The 24,821-nt window shown below is 49.7% G+C and carries 38 protein-coding genes; 5 read left to right on the top strand and 33 right to left on the bottom strand.

Annotation, left to right across the window (positions count from 1 at the left end; translation table 11 throughout):
* The 27 genes from rpsK to H3L92_RS12615 form a co-directional block, all read right to left on the bottom strand.
* A complete protein-coding gene (rpsK, locus tag H3L92_RS12740; RefSeq protein ID WP_002216249.1) occupies positions 1-396 on the bottom strand; it encodes a 30S ribosomal protein S11 in 396 nt (131 codons plus the stop codon).
* A gap of 18 nt (positions 397-414) precedes the next feature.
* Positions 415-777 carry a 30S ribosomal protein S13 gene (rpsM, locus tag H3L92_RS12735; RefSeq protein WP_085365369.1) on the bottom strand — a complete coding sequence of 121 codons (363 nt, stop codon included), beginning with the start codon at positions 775-777 and terminating at the stop codon, positions 415-417.
* A 64-nt stretch (positions 778-841) separates the two neighbouring features.
* On the bottom strand, positions 842-955 hold the full coding sequence (gene rpmJ / locus H3L92_RS12730; RefSeq protein WP_003697674.1) for a 50S ribosomal protein L36: 114 nt from the start codon (positions 953-955) through the stop codon (positions 842-844).
* An 18-nt stretch (positions 956-973) separates the two neighbouring features.
* Positions 974-1,192, bottom strand: a complete 219-nt coding sequence (gene infA / locus H3L92_RS12725; RefSeq protein WP_003684714.1) for a translation initiation factor IF-1 — start codon at positions 1,190-1,192, stop codon at positions 974-976.
* 3 nt (positions 1,193-1,195) lie between these two features.
* Positions 1,196-2,509 carry a preprotein translocase subunit SecY gene (gene secY / locus H3L92_RS12720; RefSeq protein ID WP_085365368.1) on the bottom strand — a complete coding sequence of 438 codons (1,314 nt, stop codon included), beginning with the start codon at positions 2,507-2,509 and terminating at the stop codon, positions 1,196-1,198.
* A 15-nt stretch (positions 2,510-2,524) separates the two neighbouring features.
* Complete coding sequence (gene rplO, locus H3L92_RS12715; protein WP_085365367.1) at positions 2,525-2,959, bottom strand: 50S ribosomal protein L15; 435 nt, start codon at positions 2,957-2,959, stop codon at positions 2,525-2,527.
* Position 2,960: 1 nt separating this feature from the next.
* Positions 2,961-3,146, bottom strand: coding sequence for a 50S ribosomal protein L30 (gene rpmD, locus H3L92_RS12710; protein ID WP_085365366.1), 186 nt, complete (start codon positions 3,144-3,146; stop codon positions 2,961-2,963).
* Positions 3,139-3,657, bottom strand: coding sequence for a 30S ribosomal protein S5 (gene rpsE / locus H3L92_RS12705; protein WP_085365365.1), 519 nt, complete (start codon positions 3,655-3,657; stop codon positions 3,139-3,141). Before rpsE ends, rpmD begins: the two co-directional genes overlap by 8 nt.
* Before the next feature lie 17 nt (positions 3,658-3,674).
* Positions 3,675-4,028, bottom strand: coding sequence for a 50S ribosomal protein L18 (gene rplR, locus H3L92_RS12700; protein ID WP_085365364.1), 354 nt, complete (start codon positions 4,026-4,028; stop codon positions 3,675-3,677).
* A gap of 14 nt (positions 4,029-4,042) precedes the next feature.
* Positions 4,043-4,576: a 50S ribosomal protein L6 gene (gene rplF, locus H3L92_RS12695; protein WP_085365363.1), complete on the bottom strand. Its 534-nt coding sequence runs from the start codon at positions 4,574-4,576 to the stop codon at positions 4,043-4,045.
* A gap of 12 nt (positions 4,577-4,588) precedes the next feature.
* Positions 4,589-4,981 (bottom strand): 30S ribosomal protein S8, encoded by a 393-nt coding sequence (gene rpsH, locus H3L92_RS12690; RefSeq protein ID WP_085365362.1) that lies wholly within the window; start codon positions 4,979-4,981, stop codon positions 4,589-4,591.
* 14 nt (positions 4,982-4,995) lie between these two features.
* On the bottom strand, positions 4,996-5,301 hold the full coding sequence (rpsN, locus tag H3L92_RS12685) for a 30S ribosomal protein S14 (protein WP_085365361.1): 306 nt from the start codon (positions 5,299-5,301) through the stop codon (positions 4,996-4,998).
* 3 nt (positions 5,302-5,304) lie between these two features.
* A complete protein-coding gene (gene rplE / locus H3L92_RS12680; protein WP_085365360.1) occupies positions 5,305-5,844 on the bottom strand; it encodes a 50S ribosomal protein L5 in 540 nt (179 codons plus the stop codon).
* Positions 5,845-5,853: 9 nt separating this feature from the next.
* The gene (gene rplX / locus H3L92_RS12675) at positions 5,854-6,177 is read right to left on the bottom strand and encodes a 50S ribosomal protein L24 (RefSeq protein ID WP_085365359.1); all 324 of its coding nucleotides are present in this window, start codon (positions 6,175-6,177) and stop codon (positions 5,854-5,856) included.
* A gap of 12 nt (positions 6,178-6,189) precedes the next feature.
* Positions 6,190-6,558 (bottom strand): 50S ribosomal protein L14, encoded by a 369-nt coding sequence (gene rplN / locus H3L92_RS12670; protein ID WP_002215434.1) that lies wholly within the window; start codon positions 6,556-6,558, stop codon positions 6,190-6,192.
* A gap of 232 nt (positions 6,559-6,790) precedes the next feature.
* Complete coding sequence (rpsQ, locus tag H3L92_RS12665; protein ID WP_085365358.1) at positions 6,791-7,054, bottom strand: 30S ribosomal protein S17; 264 nt, start codon at positions 7,052-7,054, stop codon at positions 6,791-6,793.
* Positions 7,054-7,245 (bottom strand): 50S ribosomal protein L29, encoded by a 192-nt coding sequence (gene rpmC, locus H3L92_RS12660; protein ID WP_085365357.1) that lies wholly within the window; start codon positions 7,243-7,245, stop codon positions 7,054-7,056. Before rpmC ends, rpsQ begins: the two co-directional genes overlap by 1 nt.
* On the bottom strand, positions 7,245-7,661 hold the full coding sequence (gene rplP / locus H3L92_RS12655) for a 50S ribosomal protein L16 (RefSeq protein ID WP_085365356.1): 417 nt from the start codon (positions 7,659-7,661) through the stop codon (positions 7,245-7,247). The genes rpmC and rplP overlap by 1 nt, the downstream gene beginning before the upstream one ends.
* Entirely contained in the window at positions 7,645-8,346 is a 702-nt protein-coding gene (gene rpsC, locus H3L92_RS12650) for a 30S ribosomal protein S3 (RefSeq protein WP_085365355.1), read from the bottom strand. Before rpsC ends, rplP begins: the two co-directional genes overlap by 17 nt.
* A 9-nt stretch (positions 8,347-8,355) precedes the next feature.
* The gene (rplV, locus tag H3L92_RS12645) at positions 8,356-8,685 is read right to left on the bottom strand and encodes a 50S ribosomal protein L22 (protein ID WP_054599879.1); all 330 of its coding nucleotides are present in this window, start codon (positions 8,683-8,685) and stop codon (positions 8,356-8,358) included.
* Between the two features lie 8 nt (positions 8,686-8,693).
* Positions 8,694-8,972 (bottom strand): 30S ribosomal protein S19, encoded by a 279-nt coding sequence (gene rpsS / locus H3L92_RS12640; protein WP_009119027.1) that lies wholly within the window; start codon positions 8,970-8,972, stop codon positions 8,694-8,696.
* A gap of 5 nt (positions 8,973-8,977) precedes the next feature.
* Positions 8,978-9,811: a 50S ribosomal protein L2 gene (gene rplB / locus H3L92_RS12635; RefSeq protein ID WP_085365354.1), complete on the bottom strand. Its 834-nt coding sequence runs from the start codon at positions 9,809-9,811 to the stop codon at positions 8,978-8,980.
* Between the two features lie 5 nt (positions 9,812-9,816).
* Positions 9,817-10,131, bottom strand: a complete 315-nt coding sequence (rplW, locus tag H3L92_RS12630; protein WP_174222532.1) for a 50S ribosomal protein L23 — start codon at positions 10,129-10,131, stop codon at positions 9,817-9,819.
* Positions 10,128-10,748: a 50S ribosomal protein L4 gene (gene rplD, locus H3L92_RS12625; RefSeq protein ID WP_085365352.1), complete on the bottom strand. Its 621-nt coding sequence runs from the start codon at positions 10,746-10,748 to the stop codon at positions 10,128-10,130. Before rplD ends, rplW begins: the two co-directional genes overlap by 4 nt.
* Positions 10,748-11,392: a 50S ribosomal protein L3 gene (gene rplC, locus H3L92_RS12620; RefSeq protein WP_085365351.1), complete on the bottom strand. Its 645-nt coding sequence runs from the start codon at positions 11,390-11,392 to the stop codon at positions 10,748-10,750. Before rplC ends, rplD begins: the two co-directional genes overlap by 1 nt.
* Before the next feature lie 264 nt (positions 11,393-11,656).
* The gene (locus H3L92_RS13485) at positions 11,657-11,791 is read right to left on the bottom strand and encodes a hypothetical protein (RefSeq protein ID WP_259345787.1); all 135 of its coding nucleotides are present in this window, start codon (positions 11,789-11,791) and stop codon (positions 11,657-11,659) included.
* A gap of 50 nt (positions 11,792-11,841) precedes the next feature.
* Positions 11,842-12,687, bottom strand: coding sequence for a GNAT family N-acetyltransferase (locus H3L92_RS12615; protein WP_085365349.1), 846 nt, complete (start codon positions 12,685-12,687; stop codon positions 11,842-11,844).
* A 359-nt stretch (positions 12,688-13,046) separates the two neighbouring features.
* Here H3L92_RS12615 and H3L92_RS12610 point away from each other — a divergent pair, with 359 nt between their 5' ends.
* Both H3L92_RS12610 and H3L92_RS12605 read left to right on the top strand, forming a co-directional pair.
* Positions 13,047-13,385, top strand: a complete 339-nt coding sequence (locus H3L92_RS12610) for a P-II family nitrogen regulator (RefSeq protein WP_085365348.1) — start codon at positions 13,047-13,049, stop codon at positions 13,383-13,385.
* Positions 13,386-13,437: 52 nt separating this feature from the next.
* Complete coding sequence (locus H3L92_RS12605; RefSeq protein ID WP_085365347.1) at positions 13,438-14,751, top strand: ammonium transporter; 1,314 nt, start codon at positions 13,438-13,440, stop codon at positions 14,749-14,751.
* A 57-nt stretch (positions 14,752-14,808) separates the two neighbouring features.
* Here the strand turns inward: H3L92_RS12605 and H3L92_RS12600 are convergent, their stop codons facing one another.
* The 5 genes from H3L92_RS12600 to polA form a co-directional block, all read right to left on the bottom strand.
* Positions 14,809-15,141 (bottom strand): hypothetical protein, encoded by a 333-nt coding sequence (locus H3L92_RS12600; protein WP_143824314.1) that lies wholly within the window; start codon positions 15,139-15,141, stop codon positions 14,809-14,811.
* 28 nt (positions 15,142-15,169) lie between these two features.
* Positions 15,170-15,610, bottom strand: coding sequence for a c-type cytochrome (locus tag H3L92_RS12595; protein ID WP_245945443.1), 441 nt, complete (start codon positions 15,608-15,610; stop codon positions 15,170-15,172).
* A 135-nt stretch (positions 15,611-15,745) separates the two neighbouring features.
* The gene (locus tag H3L92_RS12590; RefSeq protein WP_085365345.1) at positions 15,746-16,603 is read right to left on the bottom strand and encodes a bile acid:sodium symporter family protein; all 858 of its coding nucleotides are present in this window, start codon (positions 16,601-16,603) and stop codon (positions 15,746-15,748) included.
* A gap of 450 nt (positions 16,604-17,053) precedes the next feature.
* Positions 17,054-18,937: a tetratricopeptide repeat protein gene (locus tag H3L92_RS12585; protein ID WP_085365344.1), complete on the bottom strand. Its 1,884-nt coding sequence runs from the start codon at positions 18,935-18,937 to the stop codon at positions 17,054-17,056.
* Between the two features lie 93 nt (positions 18,938-19,030).
* The gene (gene polA, locus H3L92_RS12580) at positions 19,031-21,829 is read right to left on the bottom strand and encodes a DNA polymerase I (protein WP_085365343.1); all 2,799 of its coding nucleotides are present in this window, start codon (positions 21,827-21,829) and stop codon (positions 19,031-19,033) included.
* A gap of 222 nt (positions 21,830-22,051) precedes the next feature.
* Here polA and H3L92_RS12575 point away from each other — a divergent pair, with 222 nt between their 5' ends.
* From H3L92_RS12575 to H3L92_RS12565, 3 genes are all read left to right on the top strand, one after another.
* On the top strand, positions 22,052-22,210 hold the full coding sequence (locus tag H3L92_RS12575; RefSeq protein WP_085365342.1) for a DUF1328 domain-containing protein: 159 nt from the start codon (positions 22,052-22,054) through the stop codon (positions 22,208-22,210).
* 654 nt (positions 22,211-22,864) lie between these two features.
* A complete protein-coding gene (locus tag H3L92_RS12570) occupies positions 22,865-23,452 on the top strand; it encodes a TMEM165/GDT1 family protein (protein ID WP_085365341.1) in 588 nt (195 codons plus the stop codon).
* A 104-nt stretch (positions 23,453-23,556) separates the two neighbouring features.
* Positions 23,557-24,204 (top strand): TIGR01621 family pseudouridine synthase, encoded by a 648-nt coding sequence (locus H3L92_RS12565; RefSeq protein WP_085365340.1) that lies wholly within the window; start codon positions 23,557-23,559, stop codon positions 24,202-24,204.
* 180 nt (positions 24,205-24,384) lie between these two features.
* Here the strand turns inward: H3L92_RS12565 and secB are convergent, their stop codons facing one another.
* Positions 24,385-24,819, bottom strand: coding sequence for a protein-export chaperone SecB (gene secB / locus H3L92_RS12560; protein ID WP_085365339.1), 435 nt, complete (start codon positions 24,817-24,819; stop codon positions 24,385-24,387).
* Positions 24,820-24,821: the final 2 nt, after the last annotated feature.

Here is a 24,821-nt window from a genome sequence, read left to right as displayed (position 1 = left end):
TTAAATACGACGTTTCTTAGGCGGACGGCAACCGTTATGGGGCAACGGGGTAACGTCGGTAATGCTGGTAATCTTGAAACCAAGAGCGTTGAGCGCACGAACAGAAGATTCACGGCCGGGACCCGGGCCTTTGATACGAACTTCCAAATTTTTAACGCCATACTCTTGGGCAACTTTACCAGCGGCTTCTGCTGCTACCTGAGCAGCAAAAGGTGTACTTTTACGCGAACCTTTAAAACCAGCGCCGCCTGAGGTAGCCCAAGACAATGCATTGCCTTGACGGTCGGTGATAGTAATGATGGTATTGTTAAAAGAAGCATGAACATGCACAATACCTTCACTCACGGTTTTACGTACTTTTTTGCGTACACGTGAAGCTGTGTTTGCTTTAGCCATCAATCAAATCCTTAAAAATTATTTTTTACCGGCAATCGCTTTGCGCGGACCTTTGCGGGTACGGGCATTGGTACGCGTGCGTTGGCCACGACAAGGCAAACCGCGGCGATGTCTGAAACCGCGGTAGCAGCCCATATCCATCAAACGCTTGATGCTCATCGTTACTTCACGACGCAAATCACCTTCTACTTCATATTTGGAAACTTGCTCACGCAAGGCTTCCAATTGAGACTCGTCTAAATCTTTTACTTTAGTGCTCGGCTCGATTTTCGCAGCCTCACAAATCAATTTAGCACGAGTAGAACCAATACCGTAAATAGCCTGTAGGCCAATTACGATATGGGCATTATTAGGGATGTTCACCCCTGCAATACGAGCCATATTTTTTCCTTTAAGGGCAAAAGTTTGTCACTATACCACAAAATCAGGCTTGGCAAAACACCAGTTAGCCTTGACGCTGCTTGTGACGGGGATCAGTACAAATCACACGAACTACTCGATTACGGCGAATAATCTTACAGTTACGGCAAATTTTCTTTACAGAAGGTTGTACACGCATTTTATTTCCTTTCTTAAATTATCTGGCTCGAAACACGATTCGTGCCCGAGTCAAATCATAGGGGGTCAGCTCAACGGTAACCTTATCACCCGGAGAGATACGTATATAGTGCATACGCATCTTGCCGGAAATATGCCCTAAAACAACATGGTCATTTTCGAGCTTTACTTTAAAAGTTGCATTCGGCAGGGTCTCGAGAATCTCACCCTGCATTTGTATGGTATCTTCTTTAGCCATAATTCACTTACGAGATAATGATTTCATATCAGGTTGCTTAATCAAATGCTCATATTGTTGAGTAACTCTATATGAAGCAATTTGCGTATGGAAATCCATGGTTACTACTACCAAGATTAACAATGAGGTGCCGCCCAAATAGAAAGGAATATTCAAAGCCGTAGTTAAAAATTCCGGAATCAAACAAATAATGGTTATGTATAAAGCACCAAACAAAGTCAAGCGCAAAACAACTTTTTCCAAATATCTGGAGGTTTGCTCCCCCGGTCTAATACCTGGAATAAATGCCCCGCTTTTCTTCAAATTCTCTGCCATCTCTTTCGGACTGAATACCAACGCCGTATAAAAATAACAAAAGAAAATAATGGTTGCTGCAAATAATAAAATATATACAGGTTGTCCATGCTGCAACAAACCTGCTACTTTATGCAGCCAACTGTCTGTGTTTGTAGAGCCGAACCAACTTAAAAGCGTTGAAGGAAACAGAATTATGCTGGAAGCAAAAATAGGCGGAATTACACCTGCCATATTCAGCTTAAAAGGCATATGTGTATTCTGACCTTGCACAATCCTGCTACCGAGCTGACGTTTGGCATAATGAACCGGTACTTTACGCTGGGCACTTTCAAAAAATACCACAATATAAATCAGCAACAAGGCACCTACCACAATAGACACAGCCGTTAACATGCTCATTGATCCCTGACTTGTAAGGGTAACAAGTTGCGCAGCTCCGGCCGGAATACCTGCCGCGATGCCTGCTGTGATGATCAATGAAATACCGTTGCCTATCCCCCGCTCGGTCATTTGCTCGCCCAACCACATCAAAAACATAGTGCCAGTTACCAAGCAAACAACAGTAGAGATAAAAAACTCCAGCTGTGAAACGACGACTACATTTTGCTGATATACAAATGTAGCCACACCGAAGCTCTGCATGACAGCCAGAACCACAGTACCATAACGGGTATATTTGGTGATGATTTTGCGCCCAGCTTCTCCCTCTTTTTTCAGAGCCTTCAGAGAAGGGAGGATTTCCGATGCCAATTGAACAATAATTGACGCCGAAATATACGGCATAATACCAATTGCAAAAATACTAAAGCGCTCGAGCGAACCTCCTGAGAACATATTCAACATACCCAGAATACCGCTGCTTGCGCTTTCGTATAACTTAGCCAAAGCAGCTGCATCAACCCCTGGCACAGGAATATGTGCACCAATGCGGAATACAATCAATGCGCCCAACAAGAACAACAGGCGTTTTTTCAAGTCACCGAATTTGGATAAATCTGATGAGGAAAGTTGATTAGCCACTTAATAATCCAAGTCTTATTCTTCTACTTTACCGCCGGCAGCTTCAATAGCAGCTTTTGCACCTTTAGTGGCTTTAATGCCTTTCAAAGTAATTGCCTTACTGATAGAACCAGACGCAATAACTTTTACATTCAATACATTAGCACCTATTAAACCAGCTTGCTTCAAAACCAATACATCGATTTCGCTCACAGCCACCAACTCCAACTCACCCAATCGAACTTCAGCGTTCGCGGCTGCAGTTAAAGATTTAAAACCACGCTTGGGCAAACGGCGCTGCAAGGGCATTTGACCACCCTCAAAGCCTACTTTATGAAAACCACCTGCGCGGCTTTTTTGACCTTTGTGGCCGCGACCACCGGTTTTGCCTAAACCACTACCAATACCGCGACCCACACGTCTCTTGGCGTGAGTCGAACCTTCGGCAGGTTGAATAGTATTTAAAAACATATCAAGACTCCACTTTCAACAGGTAGCTGATTTTATTAATCATGCCACGATTCTCAGGAGTATCCAAAACCTCTACTGTATGCTCGCGGCGGCGCAGACCCAGGCCACGTGCACAGGCACGATGTGCTTCGATAGTGCCAATCAAACTTTTAATCAAAGTTACTTTGATTTTCTTTTGTTCAGTCATGGTTAGCTCCTAAAATATCTTCAACAGTCAACCCACGCTTTGCAGCGATATCCGCAGGAGTGTATAACTTGGATAAACCATCCAAGGTAGCTCGCACGATGTTATACGGATTAGTAGAGCCATGCACTTTTGCAGAAATATTATGGATACCCATAGCATCAAAAACCAAGCGCATCGGGCCGCCTGCCTTTACACCACTACCCTCTTTGGCAGGTTGCATAAATACACGGGTTGCACCATGCTTACCAATTACTTCATGATGAATGGTACCGTTTTTCAAAGGTACTTTAATCATCGAACGGCGGGCTTGATCCATCGCTTTCTGTACAGCAACCGGAACCTCTTTGGATTTACCCTTACCCATACCGATACGGCCATCACCATCACCGACAACTGTCAGAGCGGAAAAAGCCATAATACGACCGCCCTTAACCACTTTTGTTACACGGTTAACGGCCACCATTTTTTCGATTAAGCCGTCACCACGCTCTTCAATCTCATGTTTTGCCATCTGAAATCTCCAAATCTTTAGAAGCTTAAACCGTTTTCACGTGCGGCTTCTGCCAAAGCTTTCACACGACCATGATATTGAAAACCAGAACGATCGAAAGCAACTTTTTCAACACCTGCAGCTTTTGCTTTTTCAGCAATACGCTTACCAACAACCGCAGCCGCCTCAACATTACTACCTGATTTCAAGCTATCGCGCACTTCAGCTTCCAAAGTAGAGGCTTGAGCCAAAACTTTATCGCCCTCAGCACTGATAACTTGAGCATAAATATGGCTGTTTGAACGGAATACGCACAATCTAACCATTTTCAAATCCGCAATACGAGCACGGGTTTTGCGTGCGCGACGGAGTCGGGTTACATGTTTATTCATTAGAAAAACCTCAATTATTTCTTCTTGGCTTCTTTCATCACTACCACTTCGCCGACATAACGTACACCTTTACCTTTATAAGGCTCGGGTGAGCGGTAAGCGCGGATTTCGGCAGCAACCTGACCAACAACCTGTTTATCGGCACCTGTCAAAATAATTTCTGTTTGACTCGGGGTTTGTACTGAAACACCTTCAGGCATTTCATGAACGATGGGATGGGAAAAGCCCAGAGAAAGATTCAATACTTTACCTTGAGCCTGAGCACGATAGCCCACGCCAATCAATTGTAATTTTTTCTCAAAGCCTTCAGAAACACCTTTAACCATATTATTGACTAAAGCACGCGCAGTACCAGACATTGCGTTAGCCTGTTTACTGTTGTCTTTAGCGGTAAAGGTCAACTGACCGTCATTCAATTCAATAGCCACATTATCAGTCAAGGGCAGAGACAACTCTCCATTCTTTCCTTTGATAACAATAGCATCAGTTCCAAATTTCACTTCAACGCCAGCGGGAACGGTCACTGGATTTTTAGCTACGCGTGACATATTTATCCTCCACTAGGCAACAATGCATAACAACTCACCGCCAACACCTTCAGAACGAGCCTTACGGTCGGTCATTACACCCTTAGAAGTGCTAACGATTGCAACACCCAAACCATTCATCACACTCGGAATTTCGTTTGAGGCCTTGTAAATACGCAGACCAGGACGCGACACACGTTTAATCTGTTCGATAACAGGGCGTCCGGCATAATATTTCAATTGGATTTCCAAAACAGGTTTTGCATCGGCAGAAACCGCGAAGTCTTCAATATAACCTTCTTCTTTCAAAACCTTAGCGATAGCGCATTTCAATTTGGAAGAAGGCATAGCAACGGCAACCTTGTTTGCACGTTGCGCATTTCGGATACGAGTCAACATATCGGAAATAGGATCATGCATACTCATAATTACTACTCCTATTACCAGCTAGCTTTAACAACACCCGGAATCTCGCCACGCATAGCAATTTCACGGATTTTAATACGACCCAAACCGAACTTACGGAAAGTGCCACGCGGACGGCCGGTCAAGGCACAACGACGACGCTGACGAACAGGGGCAGCATTGCGGGGAATCGCTTGAAGTTTCAGACGAGCCTCGAAACGCTCTTCATCCGAAGCATTTGAATCATTAATAACAGCAAAAATAGCCTCTCGCTTAGCGGCATATTTTTTCGCCAGAGCAACGCGTTTCAATTCGCGATTGATAAGTGCTTTTTTAGCCATGAATTATCCTTTGAACGGAAATTTAAACAGCGACAACAGAGCTTTTGCCTCTTCATCTGTTTTAGCAGTTGTAGTAATGGTAATATTTAAACCACGCAAAGCATCAATTTTATCGTATTCGATTTCCGGGAAAATAATTTGCTCGCGGACACCCATATTATAGTTACCGCTACCGTCAAAAGATTTACCGTTCACACCGCGGAAGTCGCGCACTCGCGGCAAAGCGATAGTCACCAAACGATCCAAAAATTCAAACATTTGATCGCGGCGCAAAGTCACCTTGCAACCCACGGGATAGTTATCACGGATTTTGAAGCCGGCAATAGATTTGCGGGCAACGGTTACTACGGGCTTTTGGCCGGCAATTTTCTCTAAATCGGCAACAGCATGCTCCATTACTTTTTTATCCGCAACAGCTTCACCAACACCCATATTCAAGGTAATCTTTTCAATACGGGGCACTTCCATGATTGACTTATAGCCAAACTGCTTCATCAACTCAGGAACTACAGTGCTGTTATAAAACTCTCTCAAACGAGCCATGTTATCTCCTTATGCCCCAATGATAGAGCCATTAGATTTGAAAAAGCGGACACGTTTCACTTTACCGTCGCTTTCAACCAATTTGATACCTACACGATCAGCCTTATTGGTTTCAGGATTGAGAATAGCAACATTTGAAATAGCCAAAGGCATATTTTTAACAATAATTCCACCCTCAATACCACGCATCGGGTTCGGCTTTTGATGGCGCTTAGCTACATTAACGCCTTCCACCACCACTTTATCGCCCAATACTTTAACAACCTGGCCTTGTTTGCCTTTATCTTTACCGGCAATTACGATTACTTTATCGCCTTTAATAATCTTGTTCATCGCTGCTATTCCTTATAAAACTTCAGGTGCCAATGAAACAATTTTCATAAAGCGCTCCGTACGCAACTCGCGGGTCACCGGACCAAAAATACGCGTACCCAAAGGCTCAAGTTTATTGTTCAACAAAACGGCTGCGTTATTATCAAATTTAATCAGTGCGCCATCAGGACGACGAACGCCTTTTGCGGTACGAACCACTACGGCGTTATATACATCACCTTTTTTCACACGACCACGCGGAGCCGCATCTTTCACTGCAACTTTAATAATGTCGCCAACCGAAGCATAGCGACGCTTAGATCCACCCAACACTTTGATACACATCACACGACGCGCACCAGAGTTATCAGCCACATCTAAGATGGTCTGCATTTGAATCATTTTTTTACCTTTAAAAAAACCAACTTAATTTACCTTTTTCAGACGGCCCGATATGCTAAAGCTTAAGCATTCTACAATCTGACACCTTCAAAAGGTTCTAGTAAACCAGTCTTGGATCCCGAAGGGAAGAAACTTCCAGAGAGAAACTGAAAGATAAGAAACGAAGTTTACATACAAATTCACTTTGATGCAAGACTTCGTTTCTCTTTTTAAAACCGTACTGTCTTAATTTTTAAACAGCACGAGCTTTCTCTACCAGCTCTTTAACAACCCAAGACTTGGTTTTAGACAACGGGCGGGTTTCTTCAATCACAACCACATCACCGATGCCGTATTGATTTTGCTCGTCATGAGCATGAATTTTAGTCGAACGGCGGATAATTTTGCCATACAGGGGATGTTTAACTTTTCGCTCCACCAGTACGGTAACGGTTTTATCCATTTTGTCGCTAACCACTTTGCCTTGCAAAGTACGAACATTTTTAGTTTCGCTCATTACTTAGCACCTTTTTCAGTTAAGATGGTTTTGATACGGGCAATATCGCGACGCACTCGTTTCAATTCGCTCGGTTTGCCTAATTGGCCGGTAGCATTTTGCATACGCAGGCCAAATTGGGTTTTCAGCAAATCAAGCAAATCCGCATTCAATTGCTCAACCGATTTGTCTTTCAATTCATTCGCTTTCATTATTGACCTACCTGTCTTACTACAAATACTGTCGGAATCGGCAGTTTGGCAGAAGCCAATTCAAATGCCTCGCGAGCCAAAGCTTCGGGCACACCGTCCATTTCATACAGCATTTTTCCCGGTTGGATTTCAGCCACATAGTATTCGGGAGAACCTTTACCGCCACCCATACGAACTTCCGCAGGTTTTGCAGTAATGGGCTTATCGGGAAATACACGAATCCAAATACGGCCACCACGTTTGATATGACGGGTCATAGTACGGCGGGCCGCCTCGATTTGACGCGCAGTCAAACGACCGCGACCAACTGCTTTCAAACCGAACTCACCAAAACTCACTTTATTACCGCGGGTAGCGATACCGGTGTTACGGCCTTTGTGCTGTTTACGGTATTTGAGTCTAGTTGGTTGCAGCATGACGACCTCCTGCTTTTCTTTGTCTCTTCTCTTGTTCGGGTTTCGCTTGAGCCACTTTCTCGTTGCCCTCACCGGTATAAACCCAAACTTTCAAACCCAAAACGCCATAAGTGGTATGCGCTTCACTGGTTGCGTAGTCAACATTGGCACGCAGCGTATGCAGGGGAACACGCCCCTCGCGATACCATTCGCTACGGGCAATATCGGCACCGTTCAGACGGCCTGAAGTCATGATTTTGATACCTTTGGCACCGACGCGCATGGCATTTTGCATAGCGCGTTTCATGGCGCGGCGGAACTGAACGCGTTTTTCAAGTTGTTGAGCGATACCATCGGCGATGATTTGCGCATCCAACTCAGGCTTGCGAATCTCCTCGATGTTGACATGAACCGGCACACCCATCAGGTTTTGCAGGTCACGCTTCAACACCTCGATATCTTCGCCTTTTTTACCAATTACCACACCAGGGCGGGCCGAGTGGATGGTAATGCGGGCTGATTTTGCCGGGCGTTCAATTACAACGCGGCCGACAGAGGCATTCGCCAAGCGTTTGCGCAAATAATTGCGAACATCGATATCTTGTTTCAAAACAGTCGGGAAATCGCTGCTTTTTGCAAACCATTTGGAAGACCAGTCTTTGGTTACCGCCAAGCGAAAGCCGGTAGGATTAATCTTTTGTCCCATAGCTTTTCCTTAATTACCTACTGTCACATTGATATGACAGGTTTGTTTTTCAATGCGGTTACCACGACCTTTGGCACGCGCCTGAAAACGTTTCAGGCTCGGCCCTTTGTCAACAAAAATGGTGACCACTTTCAGCTCGTCGATATCGGCGCCTTCGTTATGCTCCGCATTGGCGATAGCAGACTCCAGCACTTTTTTCACGAGTTCAGCACCTTTTTTCGGGCTAAATGCCAAGATATTCAAAGCTTGGGCAACGTCTTTGCCGCGAATCAGATCTGCTACCAAACGGGCTTTTTGCGCAGAAATACGGGCGTTTTTATGTTGTGCACTTACTCTCATGATTCACCTTATTTCTTTTTAGCCTTTTTATCGGCCAAGTGGCCTTTAAAGGTACGGGTCAATGAGAACTCGCCCAGTTTATGGCCGACCATATTGTCGCTGATAAATACCGGCACATGGGTACGGCCGTTGTGTACAGCGATGGTCAAACCGATAAAGTCGGGCAGAATGGTAGAACGACGCGACCAGGTTTTAATAGGACGTTTGTCGTTATTTGCACGAGCCGCATCTACTTTTTTCAGCAAATGCAGGTCTACATATGGGCCTTTTTTCAATGAACGAGCCATATCAATTAACCTTTATTTGAGTAACGGCGGCGAACAATCATATTGTCCGTGCGTTTGTTGTTACGAGTACGGTAACCTTTAGAAGGCGTACCCCACGGGCTAACCGGCTCGCGTGCTTCACCGGTACGGCCTTCACCACCACCATGCGGGTGGTCAACCGGGTTCATTACCACACCGCGCACAGTCGGGCGGATACCGCGCCAGCGATTGGCACCGGCTTTACCGATTTTCTTCAGGCTTTGCTCTTCATTACCCACTTCACCGATGGTGGCGCGGCAATCGACATGGATTTTACGCACTTCGCCGGAACGCAGGCGAACTTGGGCGTAAATGCCTTCTTTAGCCAGCAATACCGCAGAAGCACCGGCAGAACGTGCAATTTGCGCACCTTTTCCCGGCTTCATCTCGATACAGTGAATGGTTGTACCCACGGGAATATTGCGGATAGGCAGGGTGTTGCCCACTTTAATCGCAGACTCGGCACCCGAAACCAACACCGCACCCGCTTTAATACCGCGCGGGGCGATAATGTAGCGGCGCTCGCCGTCTGCATAGCATAACAGGGCGATATGAGCGGTACGGTTCGGATCGTATTCGATACGTTCTACTTTCGCAGGGATACCGTCTTTATTGCGCTTGAAGTCCACTACACGGTAGTGGTGCTTATGACCGCCGCCTTTGTGGCGGGTGGTGATATGGCCGTTATTATTGCGGCCGGCGGTAGAGTTTTTCTTCTCAACCAAGGCGGCATACGGCGCACCTTTATACAAACCTTCTGTGGTTACGCGAACCATGCCGCGACGGCCAGCAGAGGTAGGCTTCATTTTTACAATAGCCATGTTACTTATTCCTTATCTGCAGTTGCCGCAGCAGCTTCCAAATCCAACTCCTGACCGGCAGCCAAGCTAACATAAGCTTTTTTCACATCGCTGCGACGGCCGATGGTGCGGCCAAAACGTTTGGTTTTGCCTTTGGTGGTAGTGGTGGTTACAGAAGCCACTTCCACACCAAACAGCAACTCGACGGCAGCTTTGATTTCCTGCTTGGTTGCATTCGGCAATACTTTGAAAGTCATCTGATTGCGTTTTTCGGCTAACAAATTGCTTTTTTCAGAAACAACAGGTGCCAAAATCACTTGAGTCAAACGTTGCTGATTCATACCCATTGCTCCTCTAACTGTGCAACCGCATCTTTGGTCATCACTACTTTTTTGTAACGCAGCAAGCTGTAAGGATCAATTTGCTGTGCTTCCAAAACCAGTACGTTAGGCAAATTGCGCGAAGCCAGATAAACATTTTCATCCAACTGCTTGGTAACAAACAAAACCTGTTCCAAACCCAGATTTTTCACCTGTTCCGCAAACACTTTGGTTTTCGGTGTTTCGGCGGTTAACGCATCAATAGCGAAAAGACGCTCGTCACGGGCCAGTTGCGACAGAATAGTCGCCATACCGGCGCGGTACATTTTGCGGTTAACTTTTTGGGTGAAGTTTTCGTCGGGTTTGTTCGGAAACGCACGGCCACCTTTACGCCACAGCGGAGAAGAAGTCATACCGGAACGAGCACGGCCGGTACCTTTCTGACGCCACGGTTTTTTAGTGGAGTGATTCACTTCCGCACGGGTTTTCTGGGCACGGTTGCCTGAACGGGCGTTTGCCAAGAAAGCAGTAACCAGCTGATGAACCAACGCTTCATTGTATTCACGGGCGAACAAAGCATCAGAAACAGCCAAGCTGCCTGAAACCTGCCCTTTAGCATCAATTACTTTTAATTCCATTACGCACCTACTTTCACGCTGGGACGTACCACAACATCGCTGTTTACCGCACCGGGAACAGCACCCTTAACCAGCAGCAGCTGGCGCTCGGCATCCACGCGCACAACTTCCAGATTTTGAACGGTTGCCTTGGTGTTGCCGTATTGGCCGGCCATACGCTTGCCCGGGAATACACGGCCGGGGTCTTGCGCCATACCGATAGAACCGGGAACGCGGTGTGAACGCGAGTTACCATGGGAGGTACGTTGCGCGCCGAAGTTGTGGCGCTTGATGGTGCCTGAGAAACCTTTACCTTTGGAGGTACCGGTTACATCGACCAATTGGCCGGCTTCAAACATGGCAACGGTAATTTCGTCACCCGCCTTCAGCTCGCCCAATTTTTCCGCAGAAACAGCAAATTCAACCAATCCGCGACCTGCTTCCACACCTGCTTTGGCAAAGTGGCCGGCTTCGGCTTTGTTGACGCGGTTTGCTTTTTTCTGACCGAAGGTAACCTGAACGGCAGTATAACCGTCGGCATCTTCGGATTTCACTTGAGTGACGCGGTTGGCAGACATATCCAACACGGTTACCGGAACAGAAGCACCCTGTTCGTTAAACACGCGGGTCATGCCCACTTTGCGCCCAACCAGACCTAAAGTCATGATTATTTTCCTTTTTAATTAAAGGGGCCGATTACGATTGATCGGCCATTGCACAAAAAACATACTTGGCACAATGCCAAGCAGCGCACTATAACACAGCTCGGAAACACCTTACAAGAAAAACTTTGTTTTCAAAGCCGAATTTCAGGCTTTATTTATTTTCGGGCCGGCTTGGTTTATTCGCTCCGAGGCCGTCTGAAAATGCGGTTCATACAACCCGGGTTTTTCAGACGGCCTCCAAGCTTAATATAACTTCCGGCAGTTTTACCTGCTGATACGGGTATGCGAGGTTTCCACACCGCCTTTTATTTCGCCGTAAATTTCGTTTTGGCCGCCGGTGCCGGGCTGCGCGCAGGCTGCCAGCAATAAAACGATAAGGGCGGAACACAGGGCTTTCATAATGTTTCCTTTATATATAAAGTTCGGCCAACCCCACCTTGGCACAGAATTCAGCCGTTGATTTTACAGGAAAAGTGAAACGCATCAATTTCAAAACCGTTTTCAAAATACAGACGGTGCGCCGGTGTACGCTCGCTGCCCACATCCGACCAAACCTGGATTTTATCTATTCCTTCTTCTGCGGCGATACGGCGCACTTCTGCCAGCAGGCGGGCGGCATAGCCTTTGCTGCGGCCGTGGGGAATGGTTACGATGTCGTCGATATGGATGTGGCGGCCGCCGGCAAGGTTGGTTTGCTCGCGGAAGCCGCAAACGGCCACGGCATTGGCCTTCCCTTCTTCAAAAATACCGAACAGGCGGTAGCCTTGCGGCCGCTGTTGCGTGTTGACCTGCTCCACGAAGCGTGCCACATCGGTGATACCCGAGCGCAATATGCTCAGGGCAGCGAAAGCAACTGCGGTGTCGTCTGCACCGATTTCTCGCAACACGCTCTCCACCGGTGCGGCCTCGACCGCTGCAGCCTGTTGTTCGGCTGCTTGTTTTTCTTGGATAGCCTGCGACAGCGACACGCGCTCCTGCACTGCGCCGGCTTCTTCTTGCGCCTGCTCGTCTATCAAGGTTTTACAGTCCATCACGCGCAAATCGTTATCGGCGGCAAAGTCCATCAGAAAACGGAACATCGGCGGGTTGATTTCTTCCAGTTTTTTATCCACCGCCACGCAGCGGACCTTATCAACCAGAATCGGACGCACCCATTCGTGGTAAGACAGGCGGTTGCCTTTATCGAACGACGACAGAATGCCGCACAAACGCTCCGCCCAGTCGCTGGGGCGGAAAACCTTGCCGTTGCCGGTGGTGCCGTGAATCACGATTTCATAGGGATTGCAAACTAACATGAACGGTTCTCCGAAGGGAGTTGTCGGACGGAAAAATGCGGATTATACCCGACAGCCGTGCCGCCCTAAAGGTTTAGAGGCCGCTCGCGCCGCCTGTGTTGCGGTATTTCAAAAACTTTCTGTAAAACGCTGCAAACATAAATTTATTTTGCTACTAACGATATACCAGGAGAGTAAAAAGCAAGAAACAAATCTACGCCCATTACACCGAGAAAAATCAATACATGTGCGAGCCAATCAAGGCCGTCTGAAAAATTTTTTGTAAAATTGTTGACAATCTATTGCACGCCGACCTTTTTTCGGTATGGTTTGGTTTGTGAGTTTTTGTTAAATTGTCAACAATGTCTCAGGGGTGTACCATGAAAAAAATTACGGCCATGATCAAACCGTTTAAATTGGACGACGTGCGCGAAGCCTTAAGCGACATAGGCATTCAGGGCATTACCGTTACCGAAGTGAAAGGCTTCGGCCGCCAAAAAGGCCATACCGAAATTTACCGCGGCGCAGAATATGCGGTGGATTTCCTTCCGAAAGTGCAATTGGATATCGTGGTGGCCGACGATGAAGTGGAACGGGTAACCGAAGCCATCATCACCACAGCCCGCACCGGCAAAGTGGGCGACGGCAAAATTTTCGTCAGCCCGGTCGAACAGGTTATCCGTATCCGCACCGGCGAAACCGGTAACGAAGCCGTGTAGTTTTATTACCCCTAACTTACGGCAACAAATATTTTGATATAGGAACTGCAAAATGAATGCGTTGAAAATCCTTCCCCTTGTCTTGCTTTACCCCGCCGCCGCCTCGGCCGCCGAAACCGACGGTTGGTGGCAGCCTTTTTCCGCAATCAACTCGGGCGACACCGCATGGGTGATGACTTCGGCCGTGTTGGTTCTGTTTATGACGCTGCCCGGCCTGGCATTGTTTTACGGCGGCATGGTGCGCAAGAAAAACCTGCTCTCCACCATGATGCACAGTTTTTCCGTCGGCGCATTGGTGAGCGTGTTGTGGATGTTAATCGGCTATTCGCTGGCCTTTACGCCCGGCAACGCCTTTATCGGCGGCTTGGAGCGCGTGCTGCTCAACGGCATGAGTTTGGATGTGGCCAAAGAAATGGTTACCGTGTCGCCCAATGCCGGCAGCGTACCCGAAGCGGTGTTTATGTTTTTTCAAATGACTTTCGCCGTGATTTCCACCGCCATTATCGCGGGCGCATTTGCCGAACGCATGAAATATTCGGCCATGATGCTGTTTTCTGGCCTGTGGATGCTGCTCGTTTATGTACCGACGGCACACTGGGTGTGGGGCGGCGGCTTTATGAGTACGGGCGGCGTGTTTGACTACGCAGGCGGCACAGTAGTGCACATCAATGCCGGCGTGGCCGGTTTGGTAGCCGCGCTGGTTTTAGGCAAACGCGTGGGTTACGGCAAAGAATCCATGCCGCCGCACAATATGGCCTTCACGCTGGTTGGCGCCGCCATGCTGTGGGTTGGCTGGTTCGGTTTCAACGCCGGCTCGGCCGTGGCCGCCAACGCTTCCGCAGGCATGGCGATGGCCGTTACCCAAATCGCCGCCGCCACCGGCGCACTGGTTTGGCTGCTGTGTGAAAAACTGGTCGGCCACAAACCCTCTGCCTTAGGCTTGGCTTCGGGCGCGGTGGCAGGCTTGGTGGGCATCACCCCCGCCGCAGGTTTTGTCGATCCAAAAGGCGCGCTGGTTATCGGCATCGTTACTGCCGCCGGCTGTTACTGGGCTTCCGTGATTCTGAAACGCAAACTCGGCTACGACGATTCGCTCGACGCCTTCGGCATCCACGGTTTCGGCGGCCTGATCGGTGCCGTGCTGACCGGCTTGGTGTTCAACAACCAGATTTTCGGCGGCGATGCGGTTATCGGCAAACAAGTGCTGATTCAACTGAAAGACGCCCTCACCACCATCGTTTACAGCGGCGTGATGAGCTTTGTGATTCTGAAAGTGGTCAGCATCGTTTGCGGCGGCCTGCGCGTGGAACGCGATATAGAACGCGAAGGCTTGGATTTGAACATCCACGGCGAACGTGTGGAATAAACAACCAAAATAATAACTCGTTGTTTTGTAGTGGGATAGGCCGTCTGAAAAGGGGTTTCAGACGGCCTCTTTTTCTTTGGTGCGAAAACCGTGGGCAAAATCCCCAAAAGTTTTTTCACCATCAATTTTGCCGGCCCCAGCGCCCTTCCCCGCAAGCCGAAACCTTAGCCAAAGCCATATGGGCAGAGACCTTTGCAAAAGCCGGTTTGCTCCTGAAAATGTTTTTATTCCGCCATGCCCGGACTTGACCCGAGTGTCTGTTATTCCTTTTGAAGCAAGAAGATGCCCGGGCCAAGCCCGAGCATGACGCAGAGGTTTTAAGATGCGGAAAGAAATTTTGCACAGGCCGCAGGCCTGTGCAAACTCCTTAAGACCGTCTGAAATGCTCAAATCTCCGGCCTGAAACTTCCGCAACACCTCAATCTTTAAAATCCTTATGGCAGGCCTTGCAGCTTTGCCCCACTTGGCCGAACGAAGCCTTAACCGCAGCATAATCCCCGCGTTGCGCCGCCTGATTCAGCGCCGCCGCCGCATCATTAAACCGCTTGATGGCCGCCTGAAACGCCTGCGGGTTTTCCCACACCGCAGCTTTCGCATCCGAACCGCTGCCGTTGCTGCCTGCGCCATAATGCTTCCACGGCTCGCCCGCCGTTTCGTTCAACTGCGCCGCCAGCGCGGCAAACTCCCTGGCCGGAAACGACTGCGCATCGCTCTTCTTAAGCATATCGCCCATTTTCTTATTCAAACCGCGCCACTCTTTCATATATTGCCGGCGCGCCTTAATATCGCCCGCATCGGCATGAACCCAGCCCGCAGCCAAAGCCATACACAACAGTGCCAAAAAACGTTTTTTCATCATTTGTGCTCCTTTAAAAAATACAGCCTCCCAACCCGAAACAAAACATCGCGCAGCCAAACCAAACCGCACCAAACCGTTTCAAAACCAACCGGCCATAATATTTATCATCGTTGTAAAACCAAGCATACCGCGCCCTTACGGCTTTGCCAACCGACACCAACCGATATAGGCCAGCAGAATCACATTCATCATCAGTGCATAAATCACCGCCGGTAGCGCAAACGCCTCATTATTTAACACAAACGGGCTGCCCGCCACCGCAATCGCCTGCGCCGAATTCTGCATACTCACCTCAATCACAATCGTACGCCGCTGCCTGTCCGGCAGCCCGAACACCGCCGCCAGCAGCGCCCCCAAAGCCATCACCGACAAAATCAGCGCCGACACCATCCACACCAAAGACATAAAATGCTGCACGATAATCTGCCGGTTAGCCGCAAAAAACACCACCACCAACACCACCAGCGCCGGAAACGCCGCCTTATCCAACCCCTTTTTCACCTTTTGCGCCCCATCGGGCCAAAAACGGCGCACCGCCATGCCCAGCAACACCGGCAGCAGCACCAGCACTACATTCTGCACCAGCAGCTGCCCCGCCGGCAGCTTCACCGCCCCCGCGCCGCCCAAACCCGCCGCATCAAACGCATACAGCAGCACCGGCGGAATGGTAAACACCGTAATGATGCTGCTCAACACCGTAAGCGTTACCGACAGCGGCACATCGCCCCGGGCAACCGAAGTAAAAATATTCGACGACGTGCCGCCCGGCGAACAGGCAATCAGCATCAGCCCCACCAACAAATAAGGCTCCGGCCCGAACAAGCCAACCAACCCCGCCGCCAGCAGCGGCAGCAGCACAACCTGCGCCGCTGTGCCCACCAACACCGCCTTCGGCTGCCGCAGCAAAACGGCAAAATCAGCCGGCTTAAACGTCAAGCCCAAACCGAACATCAACAGCAGCAAAATCGGGAGAACGATAAAAATAGGGTTCATAACATTCCGTTTAAATTAAAAACACAGCTTTTCAGGCTGTGCAGCTTGCAGAGCGGCAATTGTAACATTGCCCGAAACCGCAAAACGGCTGTTGAAACCCCGATAAAAAACCGAGACCTTGCAAAACTGCCTTCAGGCCGTCTGAAATGTTTGATTTCGTCATTCCCCCGCAGCGGACCTGCGAAGCTAATGACGGTAACTGGTAATTGGATGTTTCAGACGGCCTAAGCGACTTAAAAAGGTCTCAGGCCGTCTGAAAAATAGCTTTCAGACGGCCTGTAAGATTTAAAAAAACCGATTGAGTTTAAAAAGGTTGGTATTTGGTTATACCCGTGTTTCGCTTTGTAGGGTGCGAGCCAACGGCACGCACGCGTTGTGTTTTCTTAATTACAGCCCATCGTTACACATTCATGCCATTGGCACATACCCTACGCAGACAGGCTACGCTTGCTAGCGCCCAGCCGGATTAATCGGCAGGGATGAATGCGATACTTTGATATTCGGCTTTTTCCGTTTGAGCAAATGGCGGAACACTTCCACTTTCAGCCCATCGGGCGTGCGTTCGTAGTTGGTGCCCAAAATCACTTCGTCCAGCTTGCCGCAAATATCGCCGTATTCCAAAAAAGCGGTGTTGGTGATGTGGCAGTATTGCACTTTATCCGAGCCGGATTCTTCGATTTTCAGCAGGCGGAATTCTTCTTCATCGCGGAAGGCATAGTCTTTAAACAGATAGCGGATGTATTCCAAAACCGCTTTGTTTTCTTGCGATTTTTCTTTTTTTTGAACAGCATCTTGGAAATATTCGCGTAAATGGTTTAAGGCCGTCTGAAGCCGTTTTGCTCTGACTTTATGCCATTTTTTGTTATCACTAATCGGTTTCAAACGGATACCGAAATTTTCATCGCTGTCCATCACATCATATTCATCATGCTGCGTATATTCTTCGCTATAAAAAATATAGGCGATTTGGTATAGCGGCAGGTTTTCAGACGGCATCTGAATGTCTGCTGCTTCTTTAATATTATCGACACCCAATCCGCCAGAGTTTAATTGTCGGTAAGAAGCGGCAATATCGGGTTCCTGTATCCAGTCGCCGTTTTTATTGAATACCAAGCAGCAGCCCGATGCTTCGGTGTTGCTGACTTTTCCATACAGGCGGAACTGGTTCAAATCGTTGATGCGGGCGGAAAAGCAGGCGAAAAAGGCATTGTGGGGGCTGCATTCGGTCAGGTTTTCCAAGGCCGCTTCATGAATGCCCAGAAAATCCGACAGGCTTCGGCCTTCATACGGGTCGTTCATATAGGTGGAACTGTTCATCCGCATTTTGCTGACGGCAATCTTTGCCTGATTTTCCTGTTTCTGGCCGATACCCAATAATTTTTCGCATACCGTCGGGCTGGTGTAATGCGCCAACGGCTTGTCGAATTCAATCGGGGAAATACTTAATACCGCCAAAACAGCAGCAAGGTTTTCTTTCAGACGGCCGTCTAAATAGCGAGGCAGTTGCTCTTGGATATATTGTTGTTTGCTGTTGAAATAGTCTGCGTACTTTTCAGCTATAAAATCAAGTTCTCTAAGACGGCGTTTAATGACCGGTTCTAATTCCCTATCGAGAACTGAACTTTCTATTTTGCCTAATAATTGTAATGCTTGGTCAAAATGTTTTTTGCTTTGTGCTATTTTTTCTTTATCGGGTGAAGTTTCAAGTTTGGTTTGTTTCAAATAACAGTGTCCCAGCAAAGCTTGGACATAAACCTGCTCTTGAATGCTGTTGTTTCCGTCCAGTTGTTCAGCCAATGCCAATCGTTTTTGGAAATGTTCGCGTGCTTGGTCAAATAAGGCTGCGTCTTTGGTTTGCAGAGCCTGTTCCAAATAACAGCGTCCCAGCCAAGATTGGGCATTAATTTGCTGTTGAATGCCGTTGTTTCCAGCCAGTTGTTCGGCCAATGCCAATTGTTTTTGGAAATGTTCGCGTGCTTGGTCAAATAATGCTGCGTCTTTGGTTTGCAGAGCCTGTTCCAAAGAACAGCGTCCCAGCCCGTGTTGGGCATAAGTCTGCTCTTGAATGTTGTTGTCTCCGTCCAGTTGTTCGGCCAATGCCAATTGTTTTTGGAAATGTTCGCGTGCTTGGCCAAATAAAGTTATCTCTTTGGTTTGCAGAGCCTGTTCCAAATAACAGTGTCCCAGCCAAAATTGGACATCATTTTGTTGCTGGAGATGAGTGGCCTTATCTGAAATCGAATGCCAAGCCTTATTCAGCTTTTGAATGGCTTCGGTATATTTTTGTGCATCAAACAGCTCTGCGCCTTCTTTAATCAAATCATCTGTTGTCATGATTTATCCCTTGTAATGTCGCACGAATCAGCTTTTTCAACCCAATCTGTTTTGTCTGAAAAAGCGGTTTGCAATTTTAAAGCCAAATTTGCATTAGTGAGCGGCTTCCCAATTCTCCCCTTGCCCCACTTCGGCCACCAGCGGCACATCCAGCTGTCCTTCGGCCACGCCGGCCATAATCTCGGGCAGTTTCTGTTTCACCAAATCCAATTCGCTTTCGGCCACTTCCAACACCAATTCATCGTGCACCTGCATGACCAGCTTGCTTTGCAGGCCGTCTGAAATTAACCAATTGCGCACGGCGATCATGGCGCGTTTGATTAAATCCGAGGCCGTGCCCTGCATGGGCGCGTTGATGGCGGCGCGTTCGGCACCGGCGCGGGCGTTGCCGTTTTTGCTGTGGATGTCGGGCAGGTAGAGGCGGCGGCCGAACAGGGTTTCCACATAGCCCTGCGCGGCGGCTTGTTCTTTGGTGCGCTGCATGTAGTCGGCCACGCCGGGGTAGCGGGCGAAGTAGCGGTCGATGAAGTTTTTCGCTGACACGTTGTCGATGCCCAGCGATTTGGCCAAGCCGTATTGGCCCATGCCGTAAATCAGGCCGAAGTTGATGGTTTTGGCGTAGCGGCGCTGGTCGGCATTCACGTTTTCGGGCGGCACGCCGAACACTTCGGCGGCGGTGCGGCGGTGTACGTCTTCGCCGTTTTTAAACGCTTCGAGCAGGGTTTTGTCGCCGCTCAAGTGCGCCATAATCCGCAATTCGATTTGCGAATAGTCGGCCGATACGATGAGGCTGCCTGAAGGTGCGGTAAAGGCGCGGCGCACTTTGCGGCCTTCGGGCGTGCGGATGGGGATGTTTTGCAGGTTGGGGTTGCTGCTGGCCAAGCGGCCGGTGATGGCCACGGCCTGCGCGTAGGTGGTGTGTACGCGGCCGGTGCGTGCGTTAATCATTTCGGGCAGCTTGTCGGTGTAGGTGGACTTGAGCTTGGCCAGGCTGCGGTTTTGCAGAATGATGTTGGGCAGCGGATAGTCGGGCGCGAGCTGTTCGAGCACGGCTTCGTTGGTGGACACGCCGCCGGAGGCGGTTTTTTTCAGGCCTTTGGTGGGAATGCCCATTTTGTCGAACAGGATTTCTTGCAATTGTTTGGGCGAGTTGAGGTTGAAGGGCTGGCCGGCGATTTGGTAGGCCTGCTGCTCGAGCTGCAACAGTTCGCTGCCCAGCTCGTGGCTTTGGCGGGCGAGTTCGTTTTTGTCGATTAATACACCGTTGCGTTCCATTTCAAACAGCACTTGGGCCACGGGCAGCTCCATGTTTTGATACATTTCCAGCTGTTTGGCATCCATGCGCGCTTTGAGCCAGCTTTCGATGCGCAGGGCGAAATCGGCGTCTTGCGCGGCATATTCGGTGGCCTGCTCCAGCGCCACGTCGGCAAAGCTGATTTGTTTGGCACCTTTGCCGCACAGAGATTCGTAGGTGATGGTTGGCAGGCCGAGCCAGCGTTCGGCCAATTCGTCCAGCCCGTGCCCCAAGTGGCTTTCGAGAATATACGAGGCGAGCATGGCGTCGCCGGCAATGCCGTTTAAGGCAATATCATAATTGGCGAAAATGTGTTGGTCGTATTTGAGGTTTTGGCCGATTTTTTTGAGTTCCGCATTCTCCAAATGCGGTTTCAGACGGCCTAATACCTCGTTTAAATCAAGCTGTTCGGGCGCGGCGGTGGGGGTGTGGCCGAGCGGGATATATACGGCGTCGCCCGCGGCAAAAGCCATGCTGATGCCCACCAGCCGCGCTTCCATCGGGTTGAGCGAGGTGGTTTCGGTGTCGATGCCGATGGCTTCGGCTTGGGATAATCTGTCCAGCAGGGCGGAAAACTTCGCTTCGGTGGTAACCGCTTGGTAGTTCAATACGGCGGGCGCGGGGGCGGTTTGCGGCAGGCCGTCTGAAACATTTTCAGACAGGCTTTGTTCGGCGGCCAGCGCGGCCTGTTCGCCGATATGCGCGGCGCCGAACAAATCGCCGTTGCCTTCATTTATGCGCTCTTCGGCTTCTTTCAGCCAAGTGCGGAAATTCAGCCGTTTGAATTCCACCGCCAGTTGCGACCATTTCGGCGTGCTGCGGCGCAGGCTTTCGAGGCCGTCTGAAAGTTCTGTATGCAAATCAACATCGGTTTTGATGGTAACCAGTTGATAAGACAAGGGTAGTTGCTCCAGTGCGGCTTGCAGGTTTTCGCCCACCTTGCCTTTGATTTCGCCCGCGTGTTCCATCACCCCCTGCAAGGTGCCGTATTGTTCCAGCCATTTCACCGCGGTTTTCGGGCCGCATTTTTCCACACCGGGCACGTTGTCCACTTTGTCGCCCATCAGCGCAAGGTAGTCGATGATTTGGTCGGGGCGCACGCCGAATTTGGCTTTCACGCCTTCAATATCAAGCTTTTCGTTGCTCATGGTGTTCACGAGGGTTACGTGTTCGCTCACCAATTGCGCCATGTCTTTGTCGCCGGTGGACACCACCACGTTCCAGCCCGCCGCTTCGCCCTGTTTGGCGAGCGTGCCGATTACGTCGTCCGCCTCCACATCGGGCACCACCAACACCGGCCAGCCCATCAGTCGCACCATTTCCGGCAGCATTTCCGCCTGCGGGCGCAATTCGTCGGGCATCGGCGGGCGGGTGGCTTTATAGTCGGGAAACATTTGGTGGCGGAAGTTTTTGCCTTTGGCATCGAACACCACCGCGCAATAGTCGTGCACATAATCGGCGCGCAGGCGGCGCAGCATATTCAATACACCGTACATCGCCCCCGTGGGCGTGCCGTCGGGCGCGGTTAAGGGCGCCATGGCGTGAAAAGCGCGGTAGAGATAGGAAGAGCCGTCAACAAGGAGCAGGGTTTGGGACATAATCAGGCCGTCTGAAAAAATAATCGAAAATAAAAGGGATTATAAAGGATATGCAGCATTAGCCGAACCGCAAAACAGCAGGCGGTTACTTGAGCGATAGTTTTGAAATATATCTTATATATCAAACAACTTTGCATAATAAGTAATTTTTATGATAAGGTGAACCAAGCCCTGTTCCCGCAGCGGGCTTAACCCCACACATTAGAAGAAAAGGAGACTGTTATGTTGCGCTATTCCGTTATATTTTTTGTTATCGCCATTATTGCCGCCGTGTTGGGCTTCGGCGGAATCGCCGGCAGCGCCGCAAGCATTGCCAAAATTCTGTTTATCGCGTTTTTGATTTTGGCCGTGTTGTCGCTGATTTTCGGCCGCAAACGTTAACCGCTTCCGCATCAAAAAGCAGCCCGACGGTGTTTGCCGCCGGGCTTTTTGCTGCGCCGGCAGAACCGGTTCCGCGCTGCCGATAGTTAAACCGAGACCTTTGCAAAAAAGTCGTTTTAATCCTGAATGTATGATATTTCGTCATACTCGGGTCAAGCCCGAGCATGACGCAAGTGTTTTAGGTGCCTAAAAGAATTTTGCAAAGGTCTCAAACCGATTATTTGAGGCCTTTGCAAGTCGTTTAGGCCGTCTGAAACATCAAATCACCGCTATTCCCGCGCAGGCAGGAATGACGAAACACAAACGTTTTCAGATTTGAATTTGTTTTTTTTTGCAAAGATCTCAAGTTAATTGACTATACCCTACACAGCCTGCTGTTTCGCCGCCTTGTCTCGTTTTGCCTTGCTGCACGATAAAGCACCGTTTTCGTTGTTTTATCGAAACTGCCACTCTATAATACGCCCGTTCCCTTAAGGGAGTAGCCATCCGGCCCGTTCAAGCGGCCGGAACCGTTGTCAACACAATTGCCTTGTAGGCATGGCAGCGGTATCTCCGCCCGAAACCGGAGACAGGCAAGACTTAAGGCACGCAAACCCCCTCGCGGGCGGTGTTTGTTGTGCTTTCGGTTTGCCCGCAACGGTTTTGAGTGTCTCGATGGAAGCCTTTTTCTCTTCAACCCTCGGTGTGGCCATTGCCGAAATCGGCGATAAAACCCAATTGCTGGCCTTATTTCTCGCCGCCCGTTTCGCCCAAAAAAACGCGATTGTGGCGGGTATGTTTGCGGCAACCCTGCTCAACCACGCCGTTTCTGCCGTGTTCGGCGTGTGGCTGGCGCAGACCGTGTCGCCCGATATGATGAAATGGATTGTCGGCCTGAGCTTTATCGCCGTCGGTCTGTGGCTCCTCCTGCCCGACAAAGCCGACGGCCCCGACAGCCGCTGGCTGAAATACGGCGCGTTCGGTGCTACCGCAGTGCTGTTTTTTCTGGCCGAAATCGGCGATAAAACGCAGATTGCCACCGTGCTTTTGGCCGCCAAATACCAAGAAATGTTTTGGGTGGTGGCCGGCAGCATACTCGGCCTGATGCTTGCCAATGCGCCGGTGGTGTATCTGGGCGAAGCGCTGATAAAAAAAATCCCCGCTAAAGCCGTGCGCCTCGCCGCCTGCGCCCTCTTCTGCATTTTGGGTGCGGCAACACTGGCCGGCAACGGCATTTCCCTGCAACATAGCGGATTAACTTAACGTTCGCTACGGCGTTGCTGCGCCTTGCCGTACTACTTGTATTGTCTGCGGCTTGCTGCCTTGTATCGAAGTAATTGAATCCGCTATAAAAGGCCGTCTGAAAAATGTTTTCCGTATTATTGCGCCATCACGACTTCGCAGCCATTAACAAACCGCACGGTGTTGCCGTGCACCGCAACGGCGGTTCAGACGGCCTCACCCGCGCCCTAGCCGCCCAACTCGGCGTACCGCGCGTGTGGCTGGTGCACCGTTTGGACCAGCCCACCAGCGGCGTGCTGCTGGTGGCCTTGAATCAGAAAGCTGCCTCCGCGCTGGCACAGCAGTTCGCCGCCAAAACCATACGCAAAACCTATTTGGCTTTGAGCGACAAAAAACCGGCCAAAAAGCAGGGTTGGGTAAAAGGCTGCATGGAAAAATCACGGCGCGGCGCGTGGAGGCTCACCCGCGACACACACAACCCGGCCATTACACAATTTTACAGCCGCAGCGCCGCCCCCGGCCTGCGCCTGTTTGTGTTACAGCCACACACCGGCAAAACCCACCAATTACGCGTTGCCATGAAAAGCCTCGGCAGCCCGATTCTGGGCGATACGCTCTACGGCGGCACCGACGCGGCAAGGCTGTTTCTGCACGCTTGGAAGCTGGCGTTCGATTACGGCGGTACGCATTATGAAATCACCGCCCCCTTGGATGAAAACTGGCCGCAAAGCGTTTCAGGCCAATTTCTTCTCAACCTGCTGTCTGATAAATAACCAATAATTTCTAATATATAGTGAATTCAAATAAAAACTCCGAAATGAAATAACTGCATTCAAACTTGCAATTGGGCGATATGCTAAAGAATCGTTTTACCCTACTTCGGCATTCTTATTTTAATCCACTATAGAAAGCCGTCTGAAAAATTCAGACGGCCTCGACAGCTGCCAAACGGTTTAAGCATTGCCTTCTTGGGCTTGCTGATACATCGCCTCGAAGTTAATCGGCGCCAGCAGCACGGGCGGGAAACCTGCGCGGGTAATGGTGGTGGAAACGGTTTCGCGGGCATACGGGAAGAGAATGTTGGGGCAGGCAACGGCCAGCAAGAGTTGGACGTCTTCGTCGGGGATGTTTTCCAAACGGAAAATGCCGCTTTGCGAAACTTCGTTCAAAAACATCACGCGCTCGTCGCCGAGCTTGGCGGTTACGGTTACGGTTACGGTTACTTCGTGAAAGCCTTCTTCGAGTTTTTCACTTTCGGTTGAAACGCGCATATCCACTTCCGGCTCGCCCTGCTCCAAAAAGATGGTAGGCGCATGGGGCACTTCCAGCGACAAGTCTTTTACATAGAGTTTTTCAATGCTGAATACGGGTTGCAGTTCTTCGCTCATGG

Source organism: Neisseria dentiae (assembly GCF_014055005.1).
Taxonomy (GTDB): Bacteria; Pseudomonadota; Gammaproteobacteria; order Burkholderiales; family Neisseriaceae; genus Neisseria; species Neisseria dentiae.
This window is presented reverse-complemented; position numbering and strand designations above follow the sequence as displayed.